This is a genomic window from Pseudomonas sp. CP-1 (assembly GCF_021213715.1).
Taxonomy (GTDB): domain Bacteria; phylum Pseudomonadota; class Gammaproteobacteria; order Pseudomonadales; family Pseudomonadaceae; genus Pseudomonas; species Pseudomonas aeruginosa.
Genome location: NZ_JAJQKY010000001.1, coordinates 170,465 through 195,016, shown reverse-complemented (window position 1 = coordinate 195,016; position 24,552 = coordinate 170,465). Strand labels below are relative to the sequence as shown.

Here is a 24,552-nt window from a genome sequence, read left to right as displayed (position 1 = left end):
ACCGATAAATTATCGCCATGAAACCATCGGCTCGCTGTATTCCCTGCCGGAAAAACAGCGAAGACGATTAATCATCTCGAAACAAGAAGTACGCAGATTGATGGAAATCAAAAAACCACCCGGGAAATAAAACGATGACCGAAAACTGGAAATTCCGCCGTCGAACCTTTCTCAAGCACGGCGCCCAGGCCGCTACCCTGGCCGGCCTTTCCGGGCTGTTCCCGGAGACGCTCCGGCGCGCCCTGGCCGTCGAGCCGGACATCCGCACCGGAACCATCCAGGACGTCCAGCACGTGGTCATCCTGATGCAGGAGAACCGCAGCTTCGATCACTACTTCGGCCACCTCAACGGCGTCCGCGGCTTCAACGATCCTCGCGCGCTCAAGCGCCAGGACGGCAAGCCGGTCTGGTACCAGAACTACAAGTACGAGTTCTCCCCCTATCACTGGGATACCAAAGTCACCAGCGCCCAGTGGGTGAGTTCGCAGAACCATGAATGGTCGGCCTTCCACGCGATCTGGAACCAGGGCCGCAACGACAAGTGGATGGCGGTGCAGTACCCCGAAGCCATGGGCTACTTCAAGCGCGGCGACATTCCCTACTACTACGCCCTGGCCGACGCCTTCACCCTGTGCGAGGCCTACCACCAGTCGATGATGGGCCCGACCAATCCGAACCGCCTCTACCACATGAGCGGACGCGCCGCCCCCAGCGGCGACGGCAAGGACGTACACATCGGCAACGACATGGGCGACGGCACCATCGGCGCCAGCGGCACGGTGGACTGGACCACCTATCCCGAGCGGCTAAGCGCCGCTGGCGTGGACTGGCGGGTCTACCAGGAAGGCGGCTACCGCTCCTCGTCACTCTGGTACCTGTACGTCGACGCCTACTGGAAATACCGGCTCCAGGAGCAGAACAACTACGACTGCAACGCCCTCGCCTGGTTCAGGAACTTCAAGAACGCTCCGCGCGATTCGGACCTCTGGCAGCGCGCCATGCTCGCCCGCGGCGTCGACCAGTTGCGCAAGGATGTGCAAGAAAACACGCTGCCGCAGGTGTCCTGGATCGTCGCGCCCTACTGCTACTGCGAGCATCCCTGGTGGGGCCCCTCGTTCGGCGAGTACTACGTGACCCGGGTGCTCGACGCGCTGACCAGCAACCCCGAGGTCTGGGCCAGGACCGTGTTCATCCTCAACTACGACGAGGGCGACGGCTTCTATGACCACGCCAGCGCCCCGGTGCCGCCGTGGAAGGATGGCGTCGGCCTTTCCACGGTCAGCACCGCCGGCGAGATCGAGGCATCCAGCGGGCTGCCCATCGGGCTCGGCCACCGCGTCCCGCTGATCGCCATCTCGCCCTGGTCGAAGGGCGGCAAGGTCAGCGCCGAAGTGTTCGACCATACCTCGGTGCTGCGCTTCCTCGAACGCCGCTTCGGCGTCGTCGAGGAAAACATCTCGCCCTGGCGGCGTGCCGTCTGCGGCGACCTGACTTCGCTGTTCGACTTCCAGGGCGCAGGCGATACCCAGGTCGCCCCCGACCTGACCAACGTCCCGCAGAGCGACGCGCGCAAGGAGGACGCCTACTGGCAGCAGTTCTACCGGCCCAGTCCCAAATACTGGTCCTACGAGCCCAAGAGCCTGCCCGGCCAGGAAAAGGGCCAGCGCCCTACCCTCGCGGTGCCCTACCAGTTGCACGCCACGCTGGCCCTCGACATCGCCACCGGCAAGCTGCGCCTGACCCTGGGCAACGACGGCATGAGCCTGCCGGGCAATCCGCAGGGACACTCCGCTGCGGTATTCCAGGTGCAGCCGCGGGAAGTCGGCAATCCGCGCTTCTATACCGTGACCAGCTATCCGGTGGTCCAGGAAAGCGGAGAGGAACTGGGCCGGACCCTCAACGACGAACTCGACGACCTGCTCGACGCCAACGGCCGCTACGCCTTCGAGGTGCACGGCCCCAACGGCTTCTTCCGCGAGTTCCACGGCAACCTGCATCTCGCCGCGCAGATGGCGCGGCCCGAGGTATCGGTCACCTATCAACGCAACGGCAACCTGCAGTTGAACATCCGCAATCTCGGCCGCCTGCCGTGCAGCGTGACGGTGACGCCGAACCCGGCCTATACCCAGGAGGGCAGCCGTCGCTATGAACTCGAACCGAACCAGGCGATCAGTGAAGTGTGGCTGTTACGCAGCAGCCAGGGCTGGTACGACCTCAGCGTGACCGCCAGCAATACGGAAGCCAACTATCTCCGCCGCCTGGCCGGACACGTCGAGACCGGCAAGCCGAGCAGGAGCGATCCATTGCTCGACATCGCAGCGACCTGAAGCGAGGAGTCCATCGATGAGACCTACCCTGACCTGGACCTTGCTGGCCCTGCTGCTCTGCGGCACGGCCATCGGCGCCGTCCTGTTGCTTTACCCATCGGAGCCGGCGCCCGTCGCGCCCTTCGCGTCTCCCCCGCAGGCCACACCGGCGGCAAAACCTTCCATTCCTTCCCGAGCCCCCGAGATGAATACAGCCACCGCTCCCGACAACCTGGAACAGCAACTCGGCGAGTTCGGCCGCAACGCCGGGCAGATGTCCGAGATCGAACGCAAGCAGGCCGCCGAAGGCCTGATCGAACAGCTCAAGCGCGAGGTGGCGGTCGGCGCCGATCCGCGCCAGACCTTCGAGGAGATCCAGCGTCTGACGCCCTATGTGGAAGCCGATGCCAGGCGCCGCGAGGCGCTCGACTTCGAGATCTGGATGGCGCTCAAGGACAACGCCTCCGTCCAGCAGCAAGCGCCGACGCCTGGCGAGGAAGAGCAACTGCGCGAATACGCGCAAGAGTCGGACAAGGTGATCGCCGAGGTGCTCGCCAGCGTCGACGGCGAGGAGCAGCGTCACGCCGCCATCGACGAACGCCTCAAGGCCCTGCGCAAGCAGATCTTCGGCGAGGAGAACCCACGCCTGCTGCAACGCTGAAATCCACGGCGCCCCGACCGGGGCGCCGTCACGCAAGCGTCACCAAAACTTCACATCCGCTACACGGCGTCGGTCGACACTGACGTCATGAGCAGACCTCTAAGCATCGCCCTGATCAGCGAAACCTACCCACCGGAAGTCAACGGCGTCGCCAATACCCTGGGTCGCCTGCATGCCGGTCTCCAGCAGCTTGGCCATCGGGTTCAGGTGGTGCGCCCGCGCCAGCCCGGCGACGACGGCCGGCGCAGCGACGCCGAGCTGGTGCTGACCCGCGGCTGGCCGTTGCCCGGCTACCCCGGCCTGCAATGGGGCATGTCGAGCCTGCACAAGCTGCTGCGCTGCTGGAAGCGCCAGCGCCCGGACGTGCTCTACATCGCCACCGAAGGCCCGCTCGGCTTCTCCGCCCTGCGCGCCGCGCGGCGCCTGGGCATCCCGGCGGTCAGCGGTTTCCACACCAACTTCCAGCAGTACAGCGAGCACTACGGCTTCGGCCCGCTGACCCGGCTGGTCACCGGCTACCTGCGCTGGTTCCACAACCGCACGCAGATGACCCTGGTGCCCAGCGGCAGCCAGCGCATGGAATTGCAACGGCGCGGTTTCGAACGCCTCAACCTGCTCTCCCGCGGGGTCGACAGCCAACTCTTCCATCCCTCCCGGCGCGATCCCGAACTACGCCGGCGCTGGGGCCTGGGCGAACAGGACATCGCCGTACTGCACGTCGGCCGGCTGGCGGCGGAGAAGAACCTCGGCCTGCTCGGCGGCACCTTCCGCGCGCTCTGCGCCGCCCATCCGCAGCTGAAGCTGCGCCTGGTACTGGTGGGCGACGGGCCGGAGCGCAAGCACCTCGAACGGGACCTGCCCGAAGCGCTGTTCTGCGGCGTCCAGCGCGGCGAAACCCTGGCCGCCCACTACGCCTCGGGCGACCTGTTCCTCTTCCCAAGCCTGTCGGAGACCTTCGGCAACGTGGTCCTCGAAGCCCAGGCCGCCGGCCTCGCGGTGGTCGCCTTCGACCAGGCCGCCGCCGGCCAGCACATCCGCCATGGGCACAACGGCGTGCTCGCCGCGCCGGGCGACAAGAGCGGCTTCGTCGAAGTCGCCAGTTGGCTGCTGGACGACCAGGAACGCCTGCGCCGGGTCCGTCTCAACGCCCGCCAGCACGCCAGCCGGCAAGGTTGGGACAGCATCGTCGAGCACTTCCAGAACTACCTGGAGGACGCCTGCGCCAGTCCGCTGGTCCAGCCCGCTCGGTCGAAGCCCGAGCGGCCGCCGGCGGAGGATGGCGGGGCCTTGCCACGCAGCCGCGAGTAGGTCTCAGGCAAAGGCTTTCGGCGCGGCGATGAAGCCCAGGCTCATGGCCCCGGCGCCCAGATTGATGCCGCCGGTGGGACTGAGCATGCCCAGGTGCAAGTGGATGTCGCGCTCGCGGCAGGCGTTCTCCAGCGCGGCGAAGCCCGGCAGGTCGCGCAGCGCGGTCGGATCGCCGGCATAGCTGAGCCCCAGTTGCGGTGCCAGCAGCTCACCCGCCTGTACCCGCGCCAGGGCATAGCCGAACAGCTTCTCCGCCGATTTCTCGAAGCTCGGCGAGAGCGCCACCGGTTTGTCCTCGCCATCGGCCAGGCTGAACACCGGCTTGACGTCGAGCAGCGAGCCCAACCCCAGCGCCGCGCCCTTGACCCGGTCGACGAAACCGCTGCGATCACCCTTCTGGAAGCCGCGCCGGCGCAAGTGGCCCAGGTCGTCGGCGACCAGGTAGGTGCAGGTCTGCTGGCTGAGCTGTTCGAGGCGCGTACGCAGCGCGTTGGGGTGGCTGCCCTGCGCCAGCAGGCGCGTGCCCTCGGCCGCCAGGCAGGCGATGCCGGCGAACACCGAGTGGCTGTCGAGTACGCGCAGGGTGAAGGGACCGGCGATGCCGGCCGCGTGGCGGCGCTCGTGGTAATGCTGGAGCAGGCCGAAGGAGGCCTGGGTGGCGTGCTCGAAGATCGGACTGCGCAGGCTGTCGACGGTGAGGCAGACCACGTAGTCGAAGTCGGTCACCAGTTCGTCGAGGAACCACTGTTGCAACTCGGCGGCGGAGAGCGGCTGGCTGCCGTCCTTGCTACCGACCTTGGGCAGGTGGTCGCGGTAGAAGCTCAGGGTGGTGTCGGGGTCGCGTCGATCGATGAGCCGCTGCTCGCCCAGGCGGATCCCGATCGGCATCACGCGGATGCCGTGGGCGGCGAGGAATTCGGGCGGCAGGTCGCAGGTCGCGTCGACCACCAGGCCGATACGCATGGATTCGCTCCTCTGGCCGTTTCTCGGCCTATTGTTGTGTTGGCGGTCATACAATGCCGGTTTCGGACTTTGAAGTCAGCCGGTCGCACGGCGGGTTTTCGGAAAAAATCACGGCCATGAAAAATCCCACCCCGAGGGGTGGGATCTGCTTGCCGGCGCGGCGCCGGGCCGGTGCGTCGCGGACGCGCCTTCAGACCAGGCTGGCCAGGGCCTCGCGGCTGAACGGCTTGATGTCGCCGATACGCCCCTCGCGGACCTTCACCGCCCACTCCGGATCCACCAGCAGCGCGCGGCCCACCGCGACCAGGTCGAACTCGCCCTTGTCCAGGCGCTCCACCAGGCCGTCGATGCTCGCCGGCTGCGCCACCTCGTCGGTTTTGCCGAAGAATTGCAGGAACTCGCTGCCGTCCAGGCCGACGTTACCCACGGTAATGGTCGGCTTGCCGGTCAGCTCGCGGGTCCAGCCGGCCAGGTTGAGTTCCGAGCCTTCGAACTCGGGAATCCAGAAGCGGCGGGTCGAGCAGTGGAAGATGTCGACGCCGGCCTCCACCAGCGGCGCGAGGAACTCGCGCAGGCCCTCCGGGGTTTCCACCAGGCGCGCGGAATAGTCCTGCTGCTTCCATTGGGAGAAGCGGAAGATGATCGGGAAATCCGCGCCGACCGCCGCGCGCACCGCCCGCACCAGCTCGACGGCGAAGCGCGAGCGATTGGCCAGGCTGCCGCCGTACTCGTCGTCCCGCTGGTTGCTGCCTTCCCAGAAGAACTGGTCGATCAGGTAGCCGTGGGCGCCGTGGATCTCCACCCCGTCCATGCCGATCGCCTGAGCGTCGCGGGCGGCCTGGGCGAAGGCGGCGATGACCTCCTGGATGTCGGCCTTGCTCATGCCGTGGACCAGCACCTTGCCGTCCTTGGCCTTCTCCATCGGGCCGTAGCCGGGCACGCTGGCGTCCGGCTCCACGCCCAGGCGCCGAACGCTGCCGACGTGCCAGAGCTGCGGAACGATGCGCCCGCCCTCGGCATGCACTGCGTCGACCACCTGCTTCCAGCCGGCCAGGGCGTCCTCGCCATAGAAGCGCGGCACGTTCGGATAACCGTTGGCGGCCTTGTGGCCGACCGTGGTGCCTTCGCTGACGATCAGGCCGACGCCGGCGGCGGCGCGCCGGCGGTAGTACTCGACGACCTTGGCGTTGGGTACGCCGCCCGGGGAAAAGTTGCGGGTCATCGGCGCCATCACCACACGGGTGGGCAGCTCCAGGGCGCCGAGACGGAACGGTTGGAACAGGGCTTCTACGGGGGCACTCATGGACGGACTCCTGAGGGGGAATGGGAGGTTCGGGCAGGTATCAGGCGCGGAGCAGCAGCTCCAGGCGCGACATGAAAGCATTCAACGGAGCGAGGCCGGCGCCGACCTTGAAGCGCGCCAGGGCGCCCTGCCAGGCGAAGCCGATGAAGCCGGCCAGGCTCGCGCAGTCCTCGTCGGCGGCCAGTTCGCCGGCCTCGCGCGCCTGCTCCAGGCAGTCCTGGAGGATTTGCGCGGAAGCCTGCAGGATCGACTCGACCTTGGCCGCGATCGGCGGCGACAGCTCGGCCATCTCGAAGCTCAGGCTGCCGATGAAGCAGTGGTATTCGGGCTTTTCCTGGCGGGCGAAGTGCTCCAGCAGCTCGCCGTAGTAGCGCAGCACCCGCTCGCGCGGGCTGAAGCGGCTGTCGCCGAGGGCCTGGGCGTAGCGCGCCAGGCGCGGCGCGTAGACGTGCTCCAGGGCCTGCTGGGCGAAGGCTTCCTTGCTGTCGAAGTAGTGATAGAAGGAGCCCTTGGGGATGCGCGCGGCCTGGACGATCTCCAGCACCCCGGTGCCGTGGTAGCCACGCCGGGTCATGACCTCGGAGCCCTTGGCCAGGATCAGTTCGCGCTTGTCGAGTCGGTTGCTAGTCATGGAACGAGAGAATATGACCGGTCGTCTCGTCCGCCCAGCATTATCAACGGCGGTGATCAGGCGTTACAGGCAGGGACTTATCGCGTTGCGTCATGAACCGGCGCAAGATAGGAAAGGAAGCGGCGGGACGCGAACGCGTCCCGCGGGGGAGATCAACCCAGGGCCTTCTCGATGGCTTGCACCAGGGCCGGGTCGTCCGGCGCCGTGCGCGGGCTGAAACGCGCCAGCACGCGACCGTCGGGACCGAGGAGGAATTTCTCGAAGTTCCAGGTGATGTCGCCGGGAAACTCCGCGCCCTCGCCCGCCAGCAGGCGATAGAGCGGATGCCGCGCGCTGCCGTTGACCTCGACCTTGGCGCTCATCGGGAAGCTGACGCCATAGTTCAGGCTACAGAAGGACTGGATATCCGCCTCGCTGCCCGGCTCCTGGCCGGCGAACTGGTTGCAGGGCACGCCGAGCACCGCGAAACCGCGCTCGCGGTAGGTCTGGTAGAGATTCTCCAGGCCGGCGTACTGGGGTGTCAGGCCGCATTTGGAGGCGACATTGACCACCAGCAGCACCTTGCCCTTGAACGGGGAAAGCGGCAGGTCCTGTCCATCCAACCCCTGCAGGGTGAGATCGTGAAAGGCACTCATGACGTACTCCTTGCGCATTCAGCGACACAACGTGCCAAGCCCCGCACCGGGCAAGAACCCTGGCTGCGGCGCATCCCCAGGGACGGGGTAAAGAGCCCAGGCATGGCGCATGACGCGAAAGGCGCCCAAAGGCGCCTTTCGCTATACCAGCTTAGCAGTTCCGCCGGCGGACGGCCCAGGCCATCAATCGGCGAATGAACGCCGATCAGTGGTGGTGACCGCCTTCGCCATGGATGTGACCATGGGCGATTTCCTCGGCGTTGGCCTCGCGCACGTCGACTACCTTGACCTTGAAGTTCAGGCGCTGGCCGGCCAGCGGATGGTTGCCATCGACGGTCACGTCGTCGCCGTCGATGTCGCGGATGGTGACGATCTGCATGCCGCCGTCCGGAGCCGAGGCGTGGAACTGCATGCCGACTTCCAGTTCGTCGACGCCTTCGAACATCTCGCGGGTCAGGGTCGCGACCAGTTCGGCGCTGTATTCGCCATAGGCGTCTTCCGGCTCGATGGCGACGCTCAGTTCGTCACCGACGTTCTTGCCTTCCAGGGCCTTCTCCAGGCCGACGATGATGTTGCCGGCACCGTGCAGGTAGACCAGCGGCGCGCCACCAGCGGAACTGTCGATGACATCCCCGGCGTCGTTGGTCAGGGTATAGTCGATGGAAACCGCCTTGTTGGCCGCGATCTGCATGGTTCGAAACCTTTTCGATAAAGAAGATGAATGCGTAAGTGTACGCATCAATAGCCCCGAAAGCGACCGCGCCCCTGATGAACGGGGCGCGCGGGCGCCGTCGCGGGTGATTGATTTTCATCAGGACGAGGAAGGCCATTGGGTGGCAGTCTTGTCCTGTGGCCATACTCAACACCTGCGCCACCAACCGCCCTGGCAATCGCGCGCCTGGGTCCTTGACGAAAACGAGCGGCACAGACAGCTCGGCCGCGAATTTCGCTGCGGCTGGTGTGCCCGGGAAGAAGAAGAGCAGACCAAGGAGCAGTGATGCCCTCACGCAACATACTGGTGATCAACTGCGGCAGTTCGTCGATCAAGTTCGCCCTGGTCAACGAGGCCCACTCCCTGTTTCCCCTGCACGGCCTCGCCGAGCGCCTGGGCAGCCGCGATGCGGTGCTGCGCTGGAAGCGCGGCGGCGACAGCGACAGCCTGATGATTCCCAACGCCGACCACCGCGCCGCCCTCGCCCAGTTGCTGCCGATGGTGCAGAACGCCGCGGGCGGCAAGCTCCACGGCATCGGCCACCGGGTGGTGCATGGCGGCGAGCTGTTCACCCATGCCACGCGCATCGACGACCGGGTGGTCGAGGCGATCCGGGCCACCGCGCCGCTGGCGCCGCTGCACAACCCGGCCAACCTGCAAGGCATCGAGGCAGCGATGACGCTGTTTCCCAAGCTGCCCCACGTCGCCGTGTTCGACACCGCCTTCCACCAGAGCCTGCCGGAGCACGCCTACCGCTACGCCCTGCCGGAGGCCCTCTACCGTGAGCATGGCGTGCGCCGCTACGGCTTCCACGGCACCAGCCACCGCTACGTCAGCCACCGCGCCGCGGAAATGGCCGGGTTGGCGGTCGGCGACAGCAGTTGGCTCAGCGCCCACCTCGGCAACGGCAGCTCGACCTGCGCCATCGTCAACGGCCAGAGCCTCGACACCAGCATGGGCCTGACCCCGCTGGAAGGCCTGGTAATGGGCACCCGCAGCGGCGACGTCGACCCCAACCTGCACAGCCACCTGGCGCGGACCCTGGGCTGGAGCCTGGAGCGCATCGACTCGATGCTGAACAACGAAAGCGGCCTGCTCGGCCTCTCCGACCTGTCCAACGACATGCGCACCCTGGAGCAGGAGCGCGAGCAGGGCCACCCCGGCGCGGCCCTGGCGATCGAGGTGTTCTGCTACCGCCTGGCCAAGTCCCTGGCGGCGATGAGCTGCGCCCTGCCGCAACTGGACGGGGTGATCTTCACCGGTGGCATCGGCGAGAACTCGCCGCTGGTGCGCGCCAAGACCGCCGCCCACCTGCGGCTGTTCGACCTGCGCCTCGACCAGGAGGCCAACGCCCGCTGCGTGCGCGGCGTCGCCGGGCCGATCCAGGCCGCGGGGCATCCGCGGGTACTGGTGATCCCGACCAACGAAGAGCGGCAGATCGCCCTCGACACGCTGGCCCTGCTCGACTGAACTGGATCGACGCCCCCGCCCAACCAGGCGGCGTGGCCAAACGCACGGCTTAAGGAGCCCAGATGCATACCTTCTTCATCGCCCCGACCGGTTTCGGCGTCGGCCTCACCTCGATCAGCCTCGGCCTGCTTCGCGCCCTGGAACGCGCCGGGCTGAAGGTCGGCTTCTTCAAACCCATCGCCCAGCTGCATCCCGGCGACCTCGGCCCGGAGCGCTCCAGCGAACTGGTGGCGCGCACCCACGGCCTGGATACGCCGAAGCCGCTGCCGCTGGCCCAGGTCGAGCGGATGCTCGGCGACGGCCAACTGGACGAACTGCTCGAAGAGATCATCAGCCTCTACCAGCGCGCCGCCGCCGACAAGGACGTGGTGATCGTCGAAGGCATGGTACCGACCCGTCACGCCAGCTACGCCGCGCGGGTCAACTTCCACCTGGCGAAGAGTCTCGACGCCGAGGTGATCCTGGTCTCCGCGCCGGAAAACGAGACGCTCACCGAACTGACCGACCGTATCGAGATCCAGGCCCAACTGTTCGGCGGCCCGCGCGACCCGAAGGTGCTCGGGGTGATCCTCAACAAGGTCCGCGGCGAGGCCGACGCGGCCAACGCCGAGGACGGCGTGGCGGACTTCGCCCGGCGCCTCACCGAACACTCGCCGCTGCTGCGCGACGACTTCCGCCTGATCGGCTGCATTCCCTGGCAGGACGAACTCAACGCCGCGCGCACCCGCGACATCGCCGACCTGCTCAGCGCACGGGTGATCAACGCCGGCGACTACGAGCAGCGCCGGGTGCAGAAGATCGTGCTATGCGCCCGCGCCGTGCCCAACACCGTGCAACTGCTCAAGCCCGGCGTGCTGGTGGTGACCCCCGGCGACCGCGACGACATCATCCTTGCCGCCAGCCTGGCCGCGATGAACGGCGTACCCTTGGCCGGCCTGCTGCTGTGCAGCGACTTCCCGCCCGACCCGCGGATCATGGAACTCTGCCGCGGCGCCTTGCAGGGAGGCCTGCCAGTGCTGTCGGTGGCCACCGGCTCCTACGACACCGCGACCAACCTGAACCGGATGAACAAGGAAATCCCGGTGGACGACCGCGAGCGCGCCGAGCGGGTCACCGAGTTCGTCGCCGGGCACATCGATTTCGAATGGCTCAAGCAGCGCTGCGGTACGCCGCGCGAGCTGCGCCTGTCGCCGCCGGCGTTCCGCTACCAGGTGGTGCAACGCGCGCAGAAGGCCGGCAAGCGCATCGTCCTGCCCGAGGGCAGCGAGCCGCGCACCGTGCAGGCGGCGGCGATCTGCCAGGCGCGCGGCATCGCCCGCTGCGTGCTGCTGGCCAAGCCGGACGAGGTCCAGGCGGTGGCCCAGGCCCAGGGCATCGTGCTACCGGAAGGCCTGGAGATCATCGACCCGGACCTGGTGCGGCAGCGCTACGTCGAACCGATGGTCGAGCTGCGCAAGGGCAAGGGGCTGAACGCGCCGATGGCGGAGCAGCAACTGGAGGACAGCGTGGTCCTGGCGACCATGATGCTTGCCCTGGACGAGGTCGACGGCCTGGTCTCCGGCGCCATCCACACCACCGCCAGCACCATCCGCCCGGCGCTGCAACTGATCAAGACCGCGCCCGGCTACAACCTGGTGTCGTCAGTGTTTTTCATGTTGTTACCGGACCAGGTGCTGGTCTACGGCGATTGCGCGGTGAATCCCGATCCTTCGGCCAGTGACCTGGCCGAGATCGCCGTGCAGAGTGCCGCGTCGGCGCAGGCTTTCGGCATCCCTGCACGGGTCGCGATGATCAGCTACTCCACCGGCGACTCCGGTTCCGGGGTGGATGTCGACAAGGTTCGCGAGGCCACCCGCCTGGCGCGCGAGCAGCGCCCCGACCTGTTGATCGACGGACCCTTGCAGTATGATGCCGCCGCCATCGCCAGCGTCGGCCGCCAGAAGGCGCCGAACAGCCCGGTGGCCGGGCAGGCCACGGTGTTCATCTTCCCCGACCTGAACACCGGCAACACCACCTACAAGGCGGTGCAGCGCAGCGCCGATTGCGTCAGCGTCGGGCCGATGCTGCAAGGCCTGCGCAAACCGGTGAACGACCTGTCGCGCGGCGCGCTGGTGGAAGACATCGTCTACACCATCGCCCTCACCGCCATCCAGGCGGACGCCCAGGCCCCGGCCTGAAGGAACGCCGCCCAGTGGGCGGCACTGGCTTCGGCCAGGCACGAGGATGTGCCATGTGAACGGCGGGACCACGCCCCGCTCCACGCGCCCGGCCCTGGCCGGGCGCCTACGTACAAGGACTCCTTGATGCTGTCGTTTCTCCCCCATTTCCTGCGCGGCTCCCTGGCCGGCCTGCTGCTGGTGTCCAGCACCCTGTGCTGGGCCTGCCTGCTGTTCGGCATGACCCTGGTCAAGCTGCTCCTGCCGTTCGCCGCCGCCCAGCGCATGTGCAGCAAGATCATGAGCCTGATCGCCGAAGGCTGGATCGCCTGCAACAAGGGCTGGATGAACCTGGTCCAGCGCACCCGCTGGAACGTCCAGGGCCTGGAGGGCCTGGAGTACCAACACTCCTACCTGGTCACCAGCAACCACCAGAGCTGGGTCGACATCCTCGTCCTGCAATACCAGTTGAACCGGCGCATCCCGCTGCTGCGCTTCTTCCTCAAGCAGGAACTGATCTGGGTCCCGATCATCGGCCTGTGCTGGTGGGCCCTCGATTTCCCCTTCATGAAGCGCTACAGCAAGGCCTACCTGGCCAGGCACCCGGAGAAGAAAGGCCAAGACCTGGCGACCACGCGCAAGGCCTGCGCCAAGTTCAGCCGCATCCCGGTAGCGGTGTTCAACTTCCTCGAAGGCACCCGTTTCACCCGCGCCAAGCACGACGAGCAGCAGTCGCCGTTCCGCCACCTGCTCAAGCCCAAGGCCGGCGGCATCGCCTTCGTCCTCGACGCCATGGGCGAGCAATTGAAGACCCTGGTCAACGTGACCATCCACTACCCGGACGGCAGCCCGACCTTCTGGTGCCTGCTTTCCGGACGCCTGAAGGACGTCGTGGTGCGCTTCGAGGAACTGGAGATTCCGCGCCAGTTCGTCGGCAAGAGCTACGACCAGGACGCCGGCTACCGCGCGGAATTCCAGCAATGGGTCAACCAGCTGTGGGAGCGCAAGGACCAGTTGCTCGACAGCCTGCACCGCGAGTTTCCCGGTAACGCCAAGGCGTAGGACGAAGAGCGCCGACCAGCGCCCATGAAAAAGCCCGCCGAATGGCGGGCTTTTTCTTCCAGGCCGCGATCAGTACTGCGGCTGGGTCTGCGCCGGGCCCTGGGCGCCCGGAACCGGTCGCAGGTTGACCTCGACGCGCCGGTTCTGCGCGCGACCGTCGGCGGTGGAGTTGCTCGCGATCGGCTGGTCCGGGCCCATGCCGCGGGTACTCAGGCGGGTGCCGTCGACGCCCTGGGCGGTCAGGTAGCCGGCCACGCTCTGCGCACGACGCTGGGACAGGTCCATGTTGTGCTGGCGGCTGCCGGTGCTGTCGGTGTAGCCGACGATCTCGATGGTGTTCTGGTTGTACTGCTTGAACGAGTTCGCCAGGTTGTTCAGCGGCGCGTAGAAGCTCGGAGCGATGTTCGCCGAATCGGTGGCGAAGGTGATGTTGCCCGGCATGATCAGCTTGATGTCGTCGCCCTGGCGCTGCACTTCCACGCCGGTGCCTTCCATCTGCCGACGCAGCTCGGCTTCCTGCTTGTCGGCGTAGTAGCCATAACCCGCGGCGGCCGCGCCGGCAACGGCAGCGCCGATCAACGCGCCCTTGCCACGGTTGTTGTGGTCGATCGCGGCGCCGGCGACGGCGCCGGCCAGCGCACCCAGTCCGCCGTACTTGGCCGTCTTGCTCATGCCACCCTGGCTTTGGCTTTGCGTGTCGTAGGGGTTGTTGTTGGCACAACCGGCGAGCAGCGCCAGTGCGGTGACGGCTGCGGCCAGAGGCAGGCAACGGGAGGTGAACATGGGAAAACTACTCCTCGAGGTACTGAAACGCCCCTGCGTGAGGGGCGGCCGACATCTTAGAGCATAGCCAGGTGGCAAAATTCCCGATGCTCGGAAAAATCCTTTTCAGCCCCTGACGAAGGGATTCTCGCGCATCTCCTCGCCCAGCGTGGTGTCCGGGCCGTGGCCGGCGACCACCGTGGCGTCCTCGTCGAGGCTGTACAGGCGCTGCCTGATCGAACGCTGGATCGCCGCCGAGTCGCCGCCCCACAGGTCGGTGCGGCCGATGCCACGGCGGAACAGGGTGTCGCCGGCGATCAGCAGCTTCGCCCGGGGGAACCAGAAACTCATCGAGCCCGGCGTATGCCCCGGCGTGTGCAGTGCCACTCCGCAACCGCAGGCCAGTTCCTCGTCGTCGGCCAGCCAGCGGTCCGGGGCCGGCACCGGCGTGTAGGGCACGCCGAACAGTTGGCACTGCATCTCCAGGTTGTCCCAGAGGAACTGGTCGTCCTTGTGCAGGTGCAGGCTGGCGCCGGTGCGCTTCTTCATCTCGCCGGAGGCGAGGAAGTGATCCAGGTGCGCGTGGGTATGGATGATGCTGACCACCTGCAGGCCGAGGCGGTCGAGGCGCTGCAGGATCAGTTCGTGGTCGCCGCCCGGATCGACGACGATGGCCTTCCTGGTCAGCGGATCGCCAATGATGGTGCAGTTGCACTGCAAAGGCCCGACGGGAAAGGTTTCGCGGATCAGCGCGGGGGATGTCGACATGCAAGACTCCGATCACGGTCGGCGCGGCAAGCGCGCCATGGATTTCTATGAAACGCCAAGCATGGCACATCCGCCTGGTGCCGAGGACCGTCGGCGTCGGCTCAGGGCGCTTCGCGGTAGTCGCTGGGCAGCTTGCCGGTCCACTTGCGGAACGCCCGGCGGAAGTTCGACGAGTCGTTGAAGCCGAGCAACAGGGCAATCTCGTACAGCGGTAGCTGGGTGGTGGTCAGGTATTGCAGGGCCAGGCGCTTGCGCACATCGTCGAGGACCTGCTGGTAGGTGGTGCCCAGCGACGACAGGTGCCGGCGCAGGCTGCGCCCGCTGGTGTGCAGTTCGCGGGCGGCCTGTTCGAGGTCGGGGAAGTCGCCGGGACGCGCCAGCAGCAGGCGGCGCACACGGGTCAGCAGGCCTTCCTGGACGTCCAGGGTGGCCAGCAGCGCCTCGCACTGCTGCTCGCACATCTGCACCGTGGCCGGGTTGGCCAGCGCCATCGGTCGTTCCAGGTACTCGCTGGGCATGCTCAGCCAGTGCCAGGGCTGCTCGAACTCCGCAGCCACCCCGAACACCTCGGCGTAGCGCCGGGCATGGGCCGGCGGCGGATAGGCGAAGCCGACCCGCACGTCCTGCAACGGCTCGCCGACCAGGAAGCAGGCGATGGAATACAGCGTCGCCATCAGGCCCTCGGCGGCGAACACCGAAGCGGCGCCCAGCGGCATCGACTCCACCGCGCGCAACTCGGCGCGGCCGTCATCGAGCACCAGTTCCAGTTCGTAGGCCAGGCCGAGCACCCGGTAGTACTTGAGGGCGAACTGGATGGCCTTGCCCAGGTTGGCGCTGGACAGCACCGCGTAGCCGAGGATGCCGTGGGCGGAGACGTTCAGGCGCTGGCCGAGCACCAGCCCCAGCGCCGGCTCGCCGCACAGGGCCTGGGCGCTGTAGGTGAGCTGGTTGAAGTCGAGGAAGGACAGGCGGCCGTTCGGGCTGTCCAGCACCTCGGGACGCACCCGCGCAGCGTCGAACAGCGCCTGGCGGGACACGCCGTACTCTGCGACGAGATCGAGGAGTGCCTCGGCATAGGCCACCGGCACCAGTTCGGCGGTGAAATTGAGCGGTTGTTTCATGGCTGTTTATTGTTCTGACCGCTGGCCGGATATGACCGGAAAGTTGGCAGAAGATAACCTTGTGAGGCTATCCCCCGCAAGCGATAGTCGATCCCATGGTCCTTCACCATCACAGGGAGCCGCTATGGCCAGCACCACCCCCGAAGGTCTGGAGATCCGCCCGCGTCATCTGGACTTCGACCTGCCCGATCCGATGCCGCGCCATTGGCACAGCGGCGACGCTTTCAAGACCCACATGTTCAACGCCATGTCGGTGCTGTTCCCCGATGGCGAGCGCTTCTTCATCGACTCCGTGCGCCACTACCGCGAGCGGGTCGAGGACCCGGCGCTGAAGCAACAGATCCGTGGCTTCATCGGCCAGGAAGGCCACCACAGCCGCGAGCACCTGGTCTACAGCGACCGCCTGCGCGCCCTCGGCTACGACATCGACCGCCTGGAAGGCGGTGCCAAGCGGCGCATCCGCTTCGCCCAGCAGAAACTGCACCCGTCGCGGCAACTGGCGGCCACCGCGGCCCTGGAGCACCTCACCGCGATCATGGCCGACGGCCTGCTGAGCAACCCCAGGTGGCTGGAAGGCGCCGACCCGACCATGGCCCGCCTGTGGCGCTGGCACGCACTGGAGGAAACCGAGCACAAGGCGGTGGCCTACGACGTGTTCATGCTGGTCAACGGCAAGGCCAGGCTGCGCCGCCGGGCGATGGTCCAGGGCACCTTCTTCTTCGCCCTCGACACCACCAAGGGCCTGGTCCACATGCTCAAGCGCGACGGCCTGCTGTGGAACTTCAAGGTCTGGCGCGACGGCATCAAGTGGCTGTGGGGCAAGGACGGCGTGTTCCGCTCGCTGGTGGGCGTGTACCTGGACTTCTACAAGAAGGACTTCCACCCCTGGCAGCACAATAACCTGCACCTCATCGAGCAGTACCGCGACCAGTTCGAACCGGAACCGAAGGCCGCCTGACCCTCCTCGCCGCCCCTCCGCGCCGCGAGAGGGGCTTGCATCGCTTCCCTGCCCTGCCTGGTATTTCGGCCTTTCGTCCATGCATTAAAAAGCCCGCGACTGACCAGCGCGGGCTTCTTCATGACGGCCTGGGATCAGGCCATCAGGAAGCGCAGTGCATCCGCCGCGGTCTGCTCGGGAATCTCCTCCATGGGGATATGCCCGACGCCCGGATAGGTCTTCACCTGGATCCCTGGCAGGTCGCGTTGCCACAGCGGTACGTGCTTCGGCGAGATCCAGCGGTCGCGTTCGCCCCACATCAGCAGGGTCGGCGCGACGATCCGGGCGATGCGTTCGCCGGAGGTGCCGAGTTCCTCGCGGTTGACCTTCAGCAACACGCGGAAGATCTCCATCATGCCCTTGCGGTTGCCCGGGCGGCGGCTCAGGTCGTAGTAACGGTCGACCACCCCCGGCTTGATCCGCCCCGGCTCGCCATAGACTTCCTTGATGCCCTGGGCGATCAGCGCCCGCGGCATCCACAGCGGCATCGCCAGGGTCGAGCCGGGCAGCGCCGCCGAGGCGATCATCCACGGCACCTTGCGCATCTGGTAACCGGCCGGGTCGATCAGCACCAGCCGCTCCACTCGCTGCGGCTGCGCCAGGGCGAAGTTCCAGGCGATATAGCCGCCCAGGGAGTTGCCAGCGATCGAGGCCTTGTCGATCTTCAGGAAATCAAGCAACTGGCCGAGGATCGCCACCATGCGCTCGCCGGAGTAACGGCTGTCACGCCCCGGCCCGGTCAGGCCGAAGCCCGGCACGTCGAAGCGCACGATGCGGAAGTAGGGCGACATCGCCTTCACCCAGTCGTCCCAGGTGTGCAGCGAGGCGACCACGCCGTGGATCATCACCAGCACCGGCTTGTCGCGGCTGCCTTCGTCGCGGTAGTGCAGCGGGAAACCGTCCAGCTCGATGAAGCGCGAGCCGCTGGACGGTGCGGCGTAGCGCTCGCGCAACGACTCCAGCGAGAGGGAGCCGAAGCCCAGGCGGGCGAATCCGACCGCCAGCGGCGGTTGCAGCAGATAGGGTGTCGCGGACATGGACGCACGTCTCCCGTCTTGTTGTTATGACAGGGCATCAGAGCATGGCCACGGCGGGCTGCGAGCCCAACCTAGGTTCTGTAGGCGCGAGCGGCGACTGCCCGGCTGTTACCCTTGCAGTCTCGTCGGAGCCTGGGTGCTGGGACAGAGCGTACCCACCAGCAGGTCGCCGAGCACCCGCTTGACCCGCGGCAGCTCCAGCGGGTCGCTGGCATTGAGCAGCTCCAGCGAAGCCGCCTCCATCGCCCAGATCAGCACCCGGTAGGTCAGCGCATCGTGGGCCGCACCCTGGGCGCCCAGGCGCTCGGCCCACAGCTCGATAATCTTCAGGTGCGCGCGCTGCCGGTGCGCCGCCAGCGGCGAGCCGGCATGCAGGGCCTCCTCCTGCATCATGCGGATGATCGGACCGACCGCCAGGTGGTAGTCGAAGAACAGCGAGACCATCGCCCGCAGCCAGTCCTCGTCGCTGCCGGCCTCGCTGCGCAGCCCGCCGAAGCGCGCCAGCAGCAATTGCACGGCGCTGTGGTAGATGCTTTCCAGCACCTCCAGCTTGCCGGCGAAATACTTGTAGAAAGTCCGCCGCGAGACCCGCGCCGCCTCCAGCAGGTCGTTGACCGTGGTCTCGGCGACTCCCTTGCGGGTGAACACCGGGATCGCCGCGAGCTGGATGTTGGTCCGTTGCAGATGCCCCACCAGCGGCCCCTCGCCCTGCGCCGCCTGGCGCGCCAGCGCGCCGTAGCCGCCGAGGTCCTCGAATACCGCCTGCAAGCCGTCCCACTGCGCCGTTGCCATCCCGTCCGCCCCAATCGAAGCGCGGGGTGACGGCGGCCCCGGCCATCGCTAACCTAGGCCGATCCACGCGCCCCGCAAGGAAAGTCCGTGCCGACCCTATCACGCCGCCTGCTCTGGCCGCTGGCCATCCTTTTACTGGTTCTCGGCCGCCCGCTCGCGGCCGCCGACCTCTACTACCTCGGCCAGCGCATCCCGGACATCCAGAAGCCCTGGGACAGCCACGACTACCAGGTGCTGATCGACGCCCTGAAGAAGATCGAGGAAACCCAGAAAAACGCCCTGCCGCGACGCAGCGGCGAATTCACCGGGCCGCTCTACCTGCGCATGGTCAGCGAGGAAAACTTCCGCCCGCAGCTGAACATCTACAGCCCCCTGGAGATCCGCCAGAACGAGGCCCGCGAAGTGCTGTTCAAGCTCAAGGAGCTGATGCGCCTGTACTTCGACTTCCGCGCCGCCAAGCAGCCCTACGGCGCCGAGGCGCTGGGCCTGATGAGCTACTCGCTGCGCGAGCAGTCGATCCTGTTCACCCTCACCGTCGAATTCTGGATGACCCTGTCCCAGGCCGAACAGCGCAACCCCGCGCGTCTGCAGGGCATGCAGGAAACCAAGGCGGCCGCGGCGATGCTCACCGGCAGCGCCCTCGACTACCTCGGCCTCACCGCCCAGTTCGAGCGCCAGGACCTGGTGCTCTACTCCGCCGAGCTGGCCAAGGAAATGCCCGAGCTGTTCATCCACCTGCCCTCCCCGGTGCGCGCCCAGTTGCTGGAACGCATCGCCGCTTTCGCCAAGGACCACCCTTACTCCGAGGTCCGCGACAACATGCGCGACCTGCAACCGGTGCTGCAGGCGATCCAGGCCGACGTGGAAAAACAGCTGGCGCCCGGGCGGAACGCCAAGGCACCGGACAAACCCCTGGACCTGAGCCCGCCTCCGGAGGGGAAACCCAGCGGCGTCAAAGGTTTATGAGCGGCGGATTGGACTCTCGCAGCCCTTTGCCGTAGACTGGTCGTCGACCTGTCAAGGTTTTGGGGCCGATTAGGATTCGACGCCGGTAACAAAACTTGAGGGGCATGCCGAGCTGGTAGCAGAACTCGTAAATTCGCTGCTGCAAACTTATAGTTGCCAACGACGACAACTACGCTCTAGCTGCTTAATGCGGCTAGCAGTCGCTAGGGGATGCCTGTAAACCCGAAACGACTGTCAGATAGAACAGGATCGCCGCCAAGTTCGCTGTAGACGTAACGGCTAAAACTCATACAGCTCGCTCCAAGCACCCTGCCACTCGGGCGGCGCGGAGTTAACTCAGTAGAGCTGGCTAAGCATGTAGAACCGATAGCGGAGAGCTGGCGGACGGGGGTTCAAATCCCCCCGGCTCCACCAAACGCAAACGATAAGCCCCTGATTTTCCGTGAATTTCAGGGGCTTTTTCTTTGCCCAGTCCCTTGCCTGCTCCTCCAGCGCCGGGCCTTTCCTGTTGCCGGCTCGCCTTGCTGCTCCCTCCCCTACCGTGACCGACACCCGGCGAGCTTCGCCAGCCCGCTCTTTTGGTTGCGGACGCGCGGAATGATATTTCCCGAATCTGTTAATGAGACCGTTCGACTCCGCCGCCAACAAGGCTCTGGAACGCTGGCAGGAAAACATTCATGGATTCAGGTTCGAAACTCCCCGTCCAAGAAAACGAGCCTCCGAGAAACCGACGCATACTTTTCGTCAAGCACAGAAAAAGAATTTGAGCTAGACACTCACTACCAGGGTAAGCAGGCGTCTTATATCCCTGGAAAGCGAAACCTAAAACAGAGATTCCAAAACACGATAAACCGGCCTCCACAGACGCTCGAAGGACAAGAAAAATGAAAAAGGAACCGAAAGGAGCAAAAAACAGGATAGTCATCGCCAAAGATGAGAAGAACGTTCTAACCTGCACCAGCGAAGGGTTCGAATATACGCCAGACATCGTCAAGAACGTCTACGGAAAGAGCAGCCGACCCGCACTGGAAGACTGGTTCCTGACGGAACTTGATTTCTTTCGCAGGTATTACCCGGGATACGAGATTTTCACCCTCGGCTCCAGTTGTGTCTTCGGCGAAAAGTTCGTGAACTACCTGACCATCTGCGAATTCGACATAGACAGTACCTACGCCTTCGACTGTCTCAAGAAGGCCCTGAGGGAGTCCGACCAGGCCATTAGGCGGAAACTCTCCGCCATGTGGAAATGGGACATAGCCGCCAGGAAGGACTGGAGCATCGTCTTCATGGTTGGGCACATGGACTTCGCCTACTTCCTCCAGCACAGGAAGGAGTTCCAGGGGGATGCCCATAAGCGCTTCATGAGTACATTCACCACGGCGGAGACGAAAATCACCTCTCGCGACTACAAGGTCATGCATGACGGCGCGATCCTGCCCTTCGACGAAACGGCCCTGTCGCCGGAAGACAGGTTCATTTTCGAGAACTATCAAAAGATAAAGTTCGAAACCACGCCACTATGAAGTTAACGGACAAAAGCGAAAGGCGCCCGGCCGGACGCCTTTCGCCAATAAACTCCAGCCACTCGCCAGTTTGTTTTAAGCACTTCTACGAAGCCCAGGAGTTCCGACTCCTGGCCGACTCTTCCAGAGCCCCGCAATAAAACTACAAATCAAAAACATCCTCAGACTGGACGCTTGAAAAAACACCGTTGGCAACGTTTCAATTCCCACCATGTCTTCCGCATGGATCAGTGGGAAAACTCATGTCACTACAGTCTGAAATGCTCGTGGAGCAGAAAGTTTCCAACGCCCAGAAATCCACCGGCACCGCCTATCTTCTGTGGTTCTTCCTGGGCGGTTTCGGCGCACACCGCTTCTACCTGGGGAAAACCGGCACGGCGGTTACCCAACTGATCATCACGCTGATCGGTTGTTTCACCCTGTTCCCCCTGATCATTACCGGCATCTGGTGGATCGTCGATGCCTTCCTGATTCCCGGCATCATCCAGGGCCATACGGAGCAGACCCGCCGCGACGCCCGGCTGGAAGTTGCAGCGCTGCAGGTAGCCGGCGCTTCCGCGTCGCACCCTCAAGACTGACCGGCGCACCTCGCTACGGTCCTCGGCGGGCCGGAGAAGAAACCAATGCCGGGAGGTGGGACAAGGAGAAGTCCCCTTCTGCGTTTCTTCCGCTGGCGATAGGTGCCGACTCGTTCAATCCCGAATTGGCCGCCAGAACGGCCAGCACATCTCACTGATGCAAGGACCCGCACATGAGTGGAAAACCCGCCGCCCGCGTCACCGATCCAACGACCTGCCCAGTGCCAGGGCATGGCAGCAACCCCATCGTCCAGGGCTCTCCCGACGTCGTTTTCGACGGCCTGCCGGCAGCACGGCAAGGCGACACCTCAGCCTGCGGAAGCCCGATGATCTCAGCCGTTTCGTCGACGGTACTCATCAACGGCCTACCGGCGGTGACGCTGGGTAGTATCGGGGCGCACGGCAACGTGGTGATCGGCGGCTCGGGGACGGTACTCATCGGCGACGTCTTCACGCCCGCCCCGCGCGCTCCCGCCCTTCCCCTTAACCGCAACAGCGTGCCCTGTTCCGGGCGCTTCCAGCTCATCGACCACGAAACGGGCAAGCCCGTCGCCGGACGCCGGGTCAGGGTCTGGTCGAGTGGCGGCTGGAATGCCTTCGACACCACGGATGCCGACGGCATGACCTCCTGGATCGAGCGCCCCACCGCGGAGACCCTCTACATCGACCTGGTGCAGAGGGGCGACGCATGAGCGACCAGCCCAGCCTGTCCCGGGGAGGCATGAGCCCCGAAGGCAGGACCAACCCCGTCGGCCCCCTGGAATCCAGGCTCGATCCGCAGGACAAGAAGGTGCTGTGCTCGGCGGTCTGCCATTGCAGCAGCACGCCCAACCTCAGCCAGGATGGCAAAAGCCTCAAGCAGGCGTGCGTGGCACAGCGGCTGGGAGAGTTGGACGAAGTTCTCCAGGGACGCAGCCCCTACAAGCCCGAGGTCAGCTACGACATGACCAAGAACCCACCGCAGCCGATTCTCGATAGCCAGACCGGTAACAGTCCACATGGCTGGATACCGGGATGGATCAGCAAGTATTGGGATGAAGATCCGGAGCATCCGCCGTTCAAGCCAGGGAAAGGAATGATTCGCAGGCCCGACGTGATCATCGTTCAGAATCCCAACAGGCCGCCAACCCAGGACAATATCAAACAGGTGGTGGAGATGAAGTTTCCGCCTGACCCACATAATAGGGAACAACTTGAGGATTATGCAGCGATTGCCGGCAACAAGAACAAGATTGTTGAAATGAAACCCTCCGACTGCGACTGTGGCCAGGAAAATCAACGATCCAAGGTGCCAGTAGAGCAAGCAGGGTGGGCCGTCGCCATCGCAGGTGGAGTGATGTTCGTCTTGACCCGAGGCCGTTCCCCTCGCCCGATGATTCCCGCCTATTGATCAAGAGGAAAAGCCCATGGAACAGCCATTCGATCTGGCTGCAGAGTTAGCCAAGCAACCCCATCTACTGGAAATAGCCGGCAACCTGTTGATGAAGGGCGGCCCCGAAGACTATATCGGTGCCGTGCTTTGCCTACGTGGTACTCTCTACTTCAAAGAGGCCCATACCCCACTGGTACGTGAGTCATTATGCCAATGCTTCGATGAGTTCAAGCGCCTGGCAGAGCCTCACCTCACCTGGCTCTGGCGTGAAGAGCCTGCACAAGGAAAGCCACTGACCGCATACCGTGACACCCAACCACTGCGCGAGATGATGGGGGCAATGGATGAAGACGATCATCTCAGCTTCTGCTACACCAGCGGCAAGAAATCCCGCGATGCAGGCGCCTGGCTGTTTGATATTTACGGCAAGCGGAGCTGGCAAGCCAAAATGGGCCATGATCTTAGTGTTCTGGAGTTCTCCGTACCTCTGCTATATCAAGAGCGGCAGCCATTGGATTTCCTACAGCTGTTTATTGACTTCGCACGGCGACTAGAGCCGGAGCAGGGGTATGCGGGGCATGCCTACAATCTCTCGCCGACCAGTTGGGACAATGACGAGCCCTCCGAAGCCTTTATGGCGGCGCGTATGCCGGGTTTGGATGTAGGGACGGCTTGTCTGCTGGCCAATACTCCCGAGTTCAAACCTACAAGAATCAAAACTGTCAGTTGGCTAACCCTCCTGAACAACGAGCGCCTGGCGCTGGCCGGCGGGCTCGATGCCCTGCGTGCGCAACTGCCCTCCAGCCACTTTGCCTTCTACCGCTACGGCGATGGCGTGGTAATCCAGGCCGGTGCCTATCCCTATATCGCGGGTGATGCGGAAGACTCCAGACCCGCTCCGTATGTGCTGCTGAACCACGCGCTCAAAGGCATTCGCTATGAAACCGTCGGCTCGCTACACGGCGGCTCCCACGACGGCGAATTGCGGCTGGTGGGCTGGGCGGCCGATCAATGGCTGAAACGGCTGGATGTGGAAGACAGCGAGATTCCCCGGTGGCGCGACAAACTGCTCAGCGCTGAGCCTTACCTGGACGCGACGAATACGCTGCCGGAGCGCCTGTAGGGGCTTACGTTTTCTGGGATCAAAAGTGCTCGTCAAGGCTAAACTCCCTATGAGGCGAGCCTGACAGAAAAAATATCTGCCCCTCACAAGAGTGCTTATAAGCAAGAATTCAACCTATCTAATCGTGCCTTCAATATCACCCAAACAGTATCTATTACTTATTATTCAACAACCATCCCTCTTTAATAGATTCGCGACTCGAAACCCAAACTCAAACTCAAACTCAAAATCTGTCTTCTTTACACCTTACTAAAACTTCTTCAAACCCATAAGACCATCTCCATTGGCGTCATTTACTTCTTATCG

24 protein-coding genes and 1 other RNA gene are annotated in these 24,552 nt (G+C 64.9%); 15 read left to right on the top strand and 10 right to left on the bottom strand.

All coding sequences use genetic code 11. The features are described from left to right. Positions 1 to 134: 134 nt before the first annotated feature. From LT948_RS00910 to LT948_RS00900, 3 genes are all read left to right on the top strand, one after another. A complete protein-coding gene (locus LT948_RS00910; RefSeq protein WP_033995168.1) occupies positions 135 to 2,327 on the top strand; it encodes a phosphocholine-specific phospholipase C in 2,193 nt (730 codons plus the stop codon). Positions 2,328 to 2,343: 16 nt separating this feature from the next. After that, complete coding sequence (gene plcR, locus LT948_RS00905; RefSeq protein ID WP_009315289.1) at positions 2,344 to 2,967, top strand: phospholipase C accessory protein PlcR; 624 nt, start codon at positions 2,344 to 2,346, stop codon at positions 2,965 to 2,967. Positions 2,968 to 3,054: 87 nt separating this feature from the next. Further along, positions 3,055 to 4,275, top strand: coding sequence for a glycosyltransferase family 4 protein (locus LT948_RS00900; protein WP_003085828.1), 1,221 nt, complete (start codon positions 3,055 to 3,057; stop codon positions 4,273 to 4,275). A 3-nt stretch (positions 4,276 to 4,278) separates the two neighbouring features. Here LT948_RS00900 and LT948_RS00895 read toward each other — a convergent pair whose 3' ends face one another. From LT948_RS00895 to LT948_RS00875, 5 genes are all read right to left on the bottom strand, one after another. Continuing rightward, on the bottom strand, positions 4,279 to 5,238 hold the full coding sequence (locus LT948_RS00895; protein ID WP_003085826.1) for a DegV family protein: 960 nt from the start codon (positions 5,236 to 5,238) through the stop codon (positions 4,279 to 4,281). Positions 5,239 to 5,428: 190 nt separating this feature from the next. Further along, complete coding sequence (locus LT948_RS00890; RefSeq protein ID WP_003085824.1) at positions 5,429 to 6,541, bottom strand: NADH:flavin oxidoreductase; 1,113 nt, start codon at positions 6,539 to 6,541, stop codon at positions 5,429 to 5,431. 40 nt (positions 6,542 to 6,581) lie between these two features. Next, positions 6,582 to 7,172, bottom strand: a complete 591-nt coding sequence (locus LT948_RS00885; protein WP_003085819.1) for a TetR/AcrR family transcriptional regulator — start codon at positions 7,170 to 7,172, stop codon at positions 6,582 to 6,584. Between the two features lie 152 nt (positions 7,173 to 7,324). Then, positions 7,325 to 7,807: a glutathione peroxidase gene (locus LT948_RS00880; RefSeq protein WP_003109429.1), complete on the bottom strand. Its 483-nt coding sequence runs from the start codon at positions 7,805 to 7,807 to the stop codon at positions 7,325 to 7,327. Positions 7,808 to 8,012: 205 nt separating this feature from the next. Further along, on the bottom strand, positions 8,013 to 8,498 hold the full coding sequence (locus LT948_RS00875) for an FKBP-type peptidyl-prolyl cis-trans isomerase (protein WP_003085816.1): 486 nt from the start codon (positions 8,496 to 8,498) through the stop codon (positions 8,013 to 8,015). Here LT948_RS00875 and LT948_RS00870 point away from each other — a divergent pair. From LT948_RS00870 to LT948_RS00855, 4 genes are all read left to right on the top strand, one after another. Further along, positions 8,467 to 8,805 carry a DUF3565 domain-containing protein gene (locus LT948_RS00870; protein WP_003109430.1) on the top strand — a complete coding sequence of 113 codons (339 nt, stop codon included), beginning with the start codon at positions 8,467 to 8,469 and terminating at the stop codon, positions 8,803 to 8,805. The genes LT948_RS00875 and LT948_RS00870 overlap by 32 nt on opposite strands. Further along, on the top strand, positions 8,805 to 9,989 hold the full coding sequence (locus tag LT948_RS00865; RefSeq protein WP_003085814.1) for an acetate kinase: 1,185 nt from the start codon (positions 8,805 to 8,807) through the stop codon (positions 9,987 to 9,989). The genes LT948_RS00870 and LT948_RS00865 overlap by 1 nt, the downstream gene beginning before the upstream one ends. A 62-nt stretch (positions 9,990 to 10,051) precedes the next feature. Next, positions 10,052 to 12,166, top strand: a complete 2,115-nt coding sequence (gene pta, locus LT948_RS00860) for a phosphate acetyltransferase (protein ID WP_003085813.1) — start codon at positions 10,052 to 10,054, stop codon at positions 12,164 to 12,166. A gap of 126 nt (positions 12,167 to 12,292) precedes the next feature. Further along, positions 12,293 to 13,207 carry an acyltransferase gene (locus LT948_RS00855; protein WP_033995171.1) on the top strand — a complete coding sequence of 305 codons (915 nt, stop codon included), beginning with the start codon at positions 12,293 to 12,295 and terminating at the stop codon, positions 13,205 to 13,207. Positions 13,208 to 13,276: 69 nt separating this feature from the next. Here LT948_RS00855 and LT948_RS00850 read toward each other — a convergent pair whose 3' ends face one another. From LT948_RS00850 to oruR, 3 genes are all read right to left on the bottom strand, one after another. Further along, the gene (locus LT948_RS00850; protein WP_003085808.1) at positions 13,277 to 13,990 is read right to left on the bottom strand and encodes an OmpA family protein; all 714 of its coding nucleotides are present in this window, start codon (positions 13,988 to 13,990) and stop codon (positions 13,277 to 13,279) included. A 105-nt stretch (positions 13,991 to 14,095) separates the two neighbouring features. Further along, positions 14,096 to 14,737 carry an MBL fold metallo-hydrolase gene (locus LT948_RS00845; protein WP_003085806.1) on the bottom strand — a complete coding sequence of 214 codons (642 nt, stop codon included), beginning with the start codon at positions 14,735 to 14,737 and terminating at the stop codon, positions 14,096 to 14,098. A gap of 101 nt (positions 14,738 to 14,838) precedes the next feature. Then, complete coding sequence (gene oruR, locus LT948_RS00840; protein WP_003114220.1) at positions 14,839 to 15,858, bottom strand: ornithine utilization transcriptional regulator OruR; 1,020 nt, start codon at positions 15,856 to 15,858, stop codon at positions 14,839 to 14,841. Between the two features lie 124 nt (positions 15,859 to 15,982). On the opposite strand from oruR, the gene LT948_RS00835 reads away from it, so the two are divergent. Continuing rightward, the gene (locus LT948_RS00835; RefSeq protein WP_003109433.1) at positions 15,983 to 16,816 is read left to right on the top strand and encodes a metal-dependent hydrolase; all 834 of its coding nucleotides are present in this window, start codon (positions 15,983 to 15,985) and stop codon (positions 16,814 to 16,816) included. 134 nt (positions 16,817 to 16,950) lie between these two features. Here LT948_RS00835 and LT948_RS00830 read toward each other — a convergent pair whose 3' ends face one another. Both LT948_RS00830 and LT948_RS00825 read right to left on the bottom strand, forming a co-directional pair. Continuing rightward, positions 16,951 to 17,892, bottom strand: coding sequence for an alpha/beta fold hydrolase (locus LT948_RS00830; RefSeq protein WP_003085798.1), 942 nt, complete (start codon positions 17,890 to 17,892; stop codon positions 16,951 to 16,953). Positions 17,893 to 18,000: 108 nt separating this feature from the next. Beyond that, positions 18,001 to 18,684, bottom strand: a complete 684-nt coding sequence (locus LT948_RS00825) for a TetR/AcrR family transcriptional regulator (protein WP_003085795.1) — start codon at positions 18,682 to 18,684, stop codon at positions 18,001 to 18,003. Positions 18,685 to 18,771: 87 nt separating this feature from the next. On the opposite strand from LT948_RS00825, the gene LT948_RS00820 reads away from it, so the two are divergent. The 7 genes from LT948_RS00820 to LT948_RS00790 all read left to right on the top strand — a co-directional run bounded on the left by LT948_RS00820 (position 18,772) and on the right by LT948_RS00790 (position 24,246). Further along, positions 18,772 to 19,650 (top strand): hypothetical protein, encoded by an 879-nt coding sequence (locus tag LT948_RS00820; RefSeq protein WP_015503429.1) that lies wholly within the window; start codon positions 18,772 to 18,774, stop codon positions 19,648 to 19,650. A gap of 61 nt (positions 19,651 to 19,711) precedes the next feature. After that, positions 19,712 to 20,064: a transfer-messenger RNA gene (ssrA, locus tag LT948_RS00815) on the top strand. A gap of 470 nt (positions 20,065 to 20,534) precedes the next feature. Further along, on the top strand, positions 20,535 to 21,173 hold the full coding sequence (locus LT948_RS00810; RefSeq protein WP_003109444.1) for a hypothetical protein: 639 nt from the start codon (positions 20,535 to 20,537) through the stop codon (positions 21,171 to 21,173). A 242-nt stretch (positions 21,174 to 21,415) separates the two neighbouring features. Then, the gene (locus LT948_RS00805; RefSeq protein WP_003140884.1) at positions 21,416 to 21,751 is read left to right on the top strand and encodes a TM2 domain-containing protein; all 336 of its coding nucleotides are present in this window, start codon (positions 21,416 to 21,418) and stop codon (positions 21,749 to 21,751) included. A 173-nt stretch (positions 21,752 to 21,924) separates the two neighbouring features. After that, the gene (locus LT948_RS00800) at positions 21,925 to 22,443 is read left to right on the top strand and encodes a PAAR domain-containing protein (RefSeq protein ID WP_003140886.1); all 519 of its coding nucleotides are present in this window, start codon (positions 21,925 to 21,927) and stop codon (positions 22,441 to 22,443) included. Further along, positions 22,440 to 23,141, top strand: a complete 702-nt coding sequence (locus LT948_RS00795) for a VRR-NUC domain-containing protein (protein WP_031756445.1) — start codon at positions 22,440 to 22,442, stop codon at positions 23,139 to 23,141. The genes LT948_RS00800 and LT948_RS00795 overlap by 4 nt, the downstream gene beginning before the upstream one ends. Positions 23,142 to 23,157: 16 nt before the next feature. Beyond that, complete coding sequence (locus LT948_RS00790; protein WP_033995173.1) at positions 23,158 to 24,246, top strand: DUF3396 domain-containing protein; 1,089 nt, start codon at positions 23,158 to 23,160, stop codon at positions 24,244 to 24,246. Positions 24,247 to 24,552 lie beyond the last annotated feature (306 nt).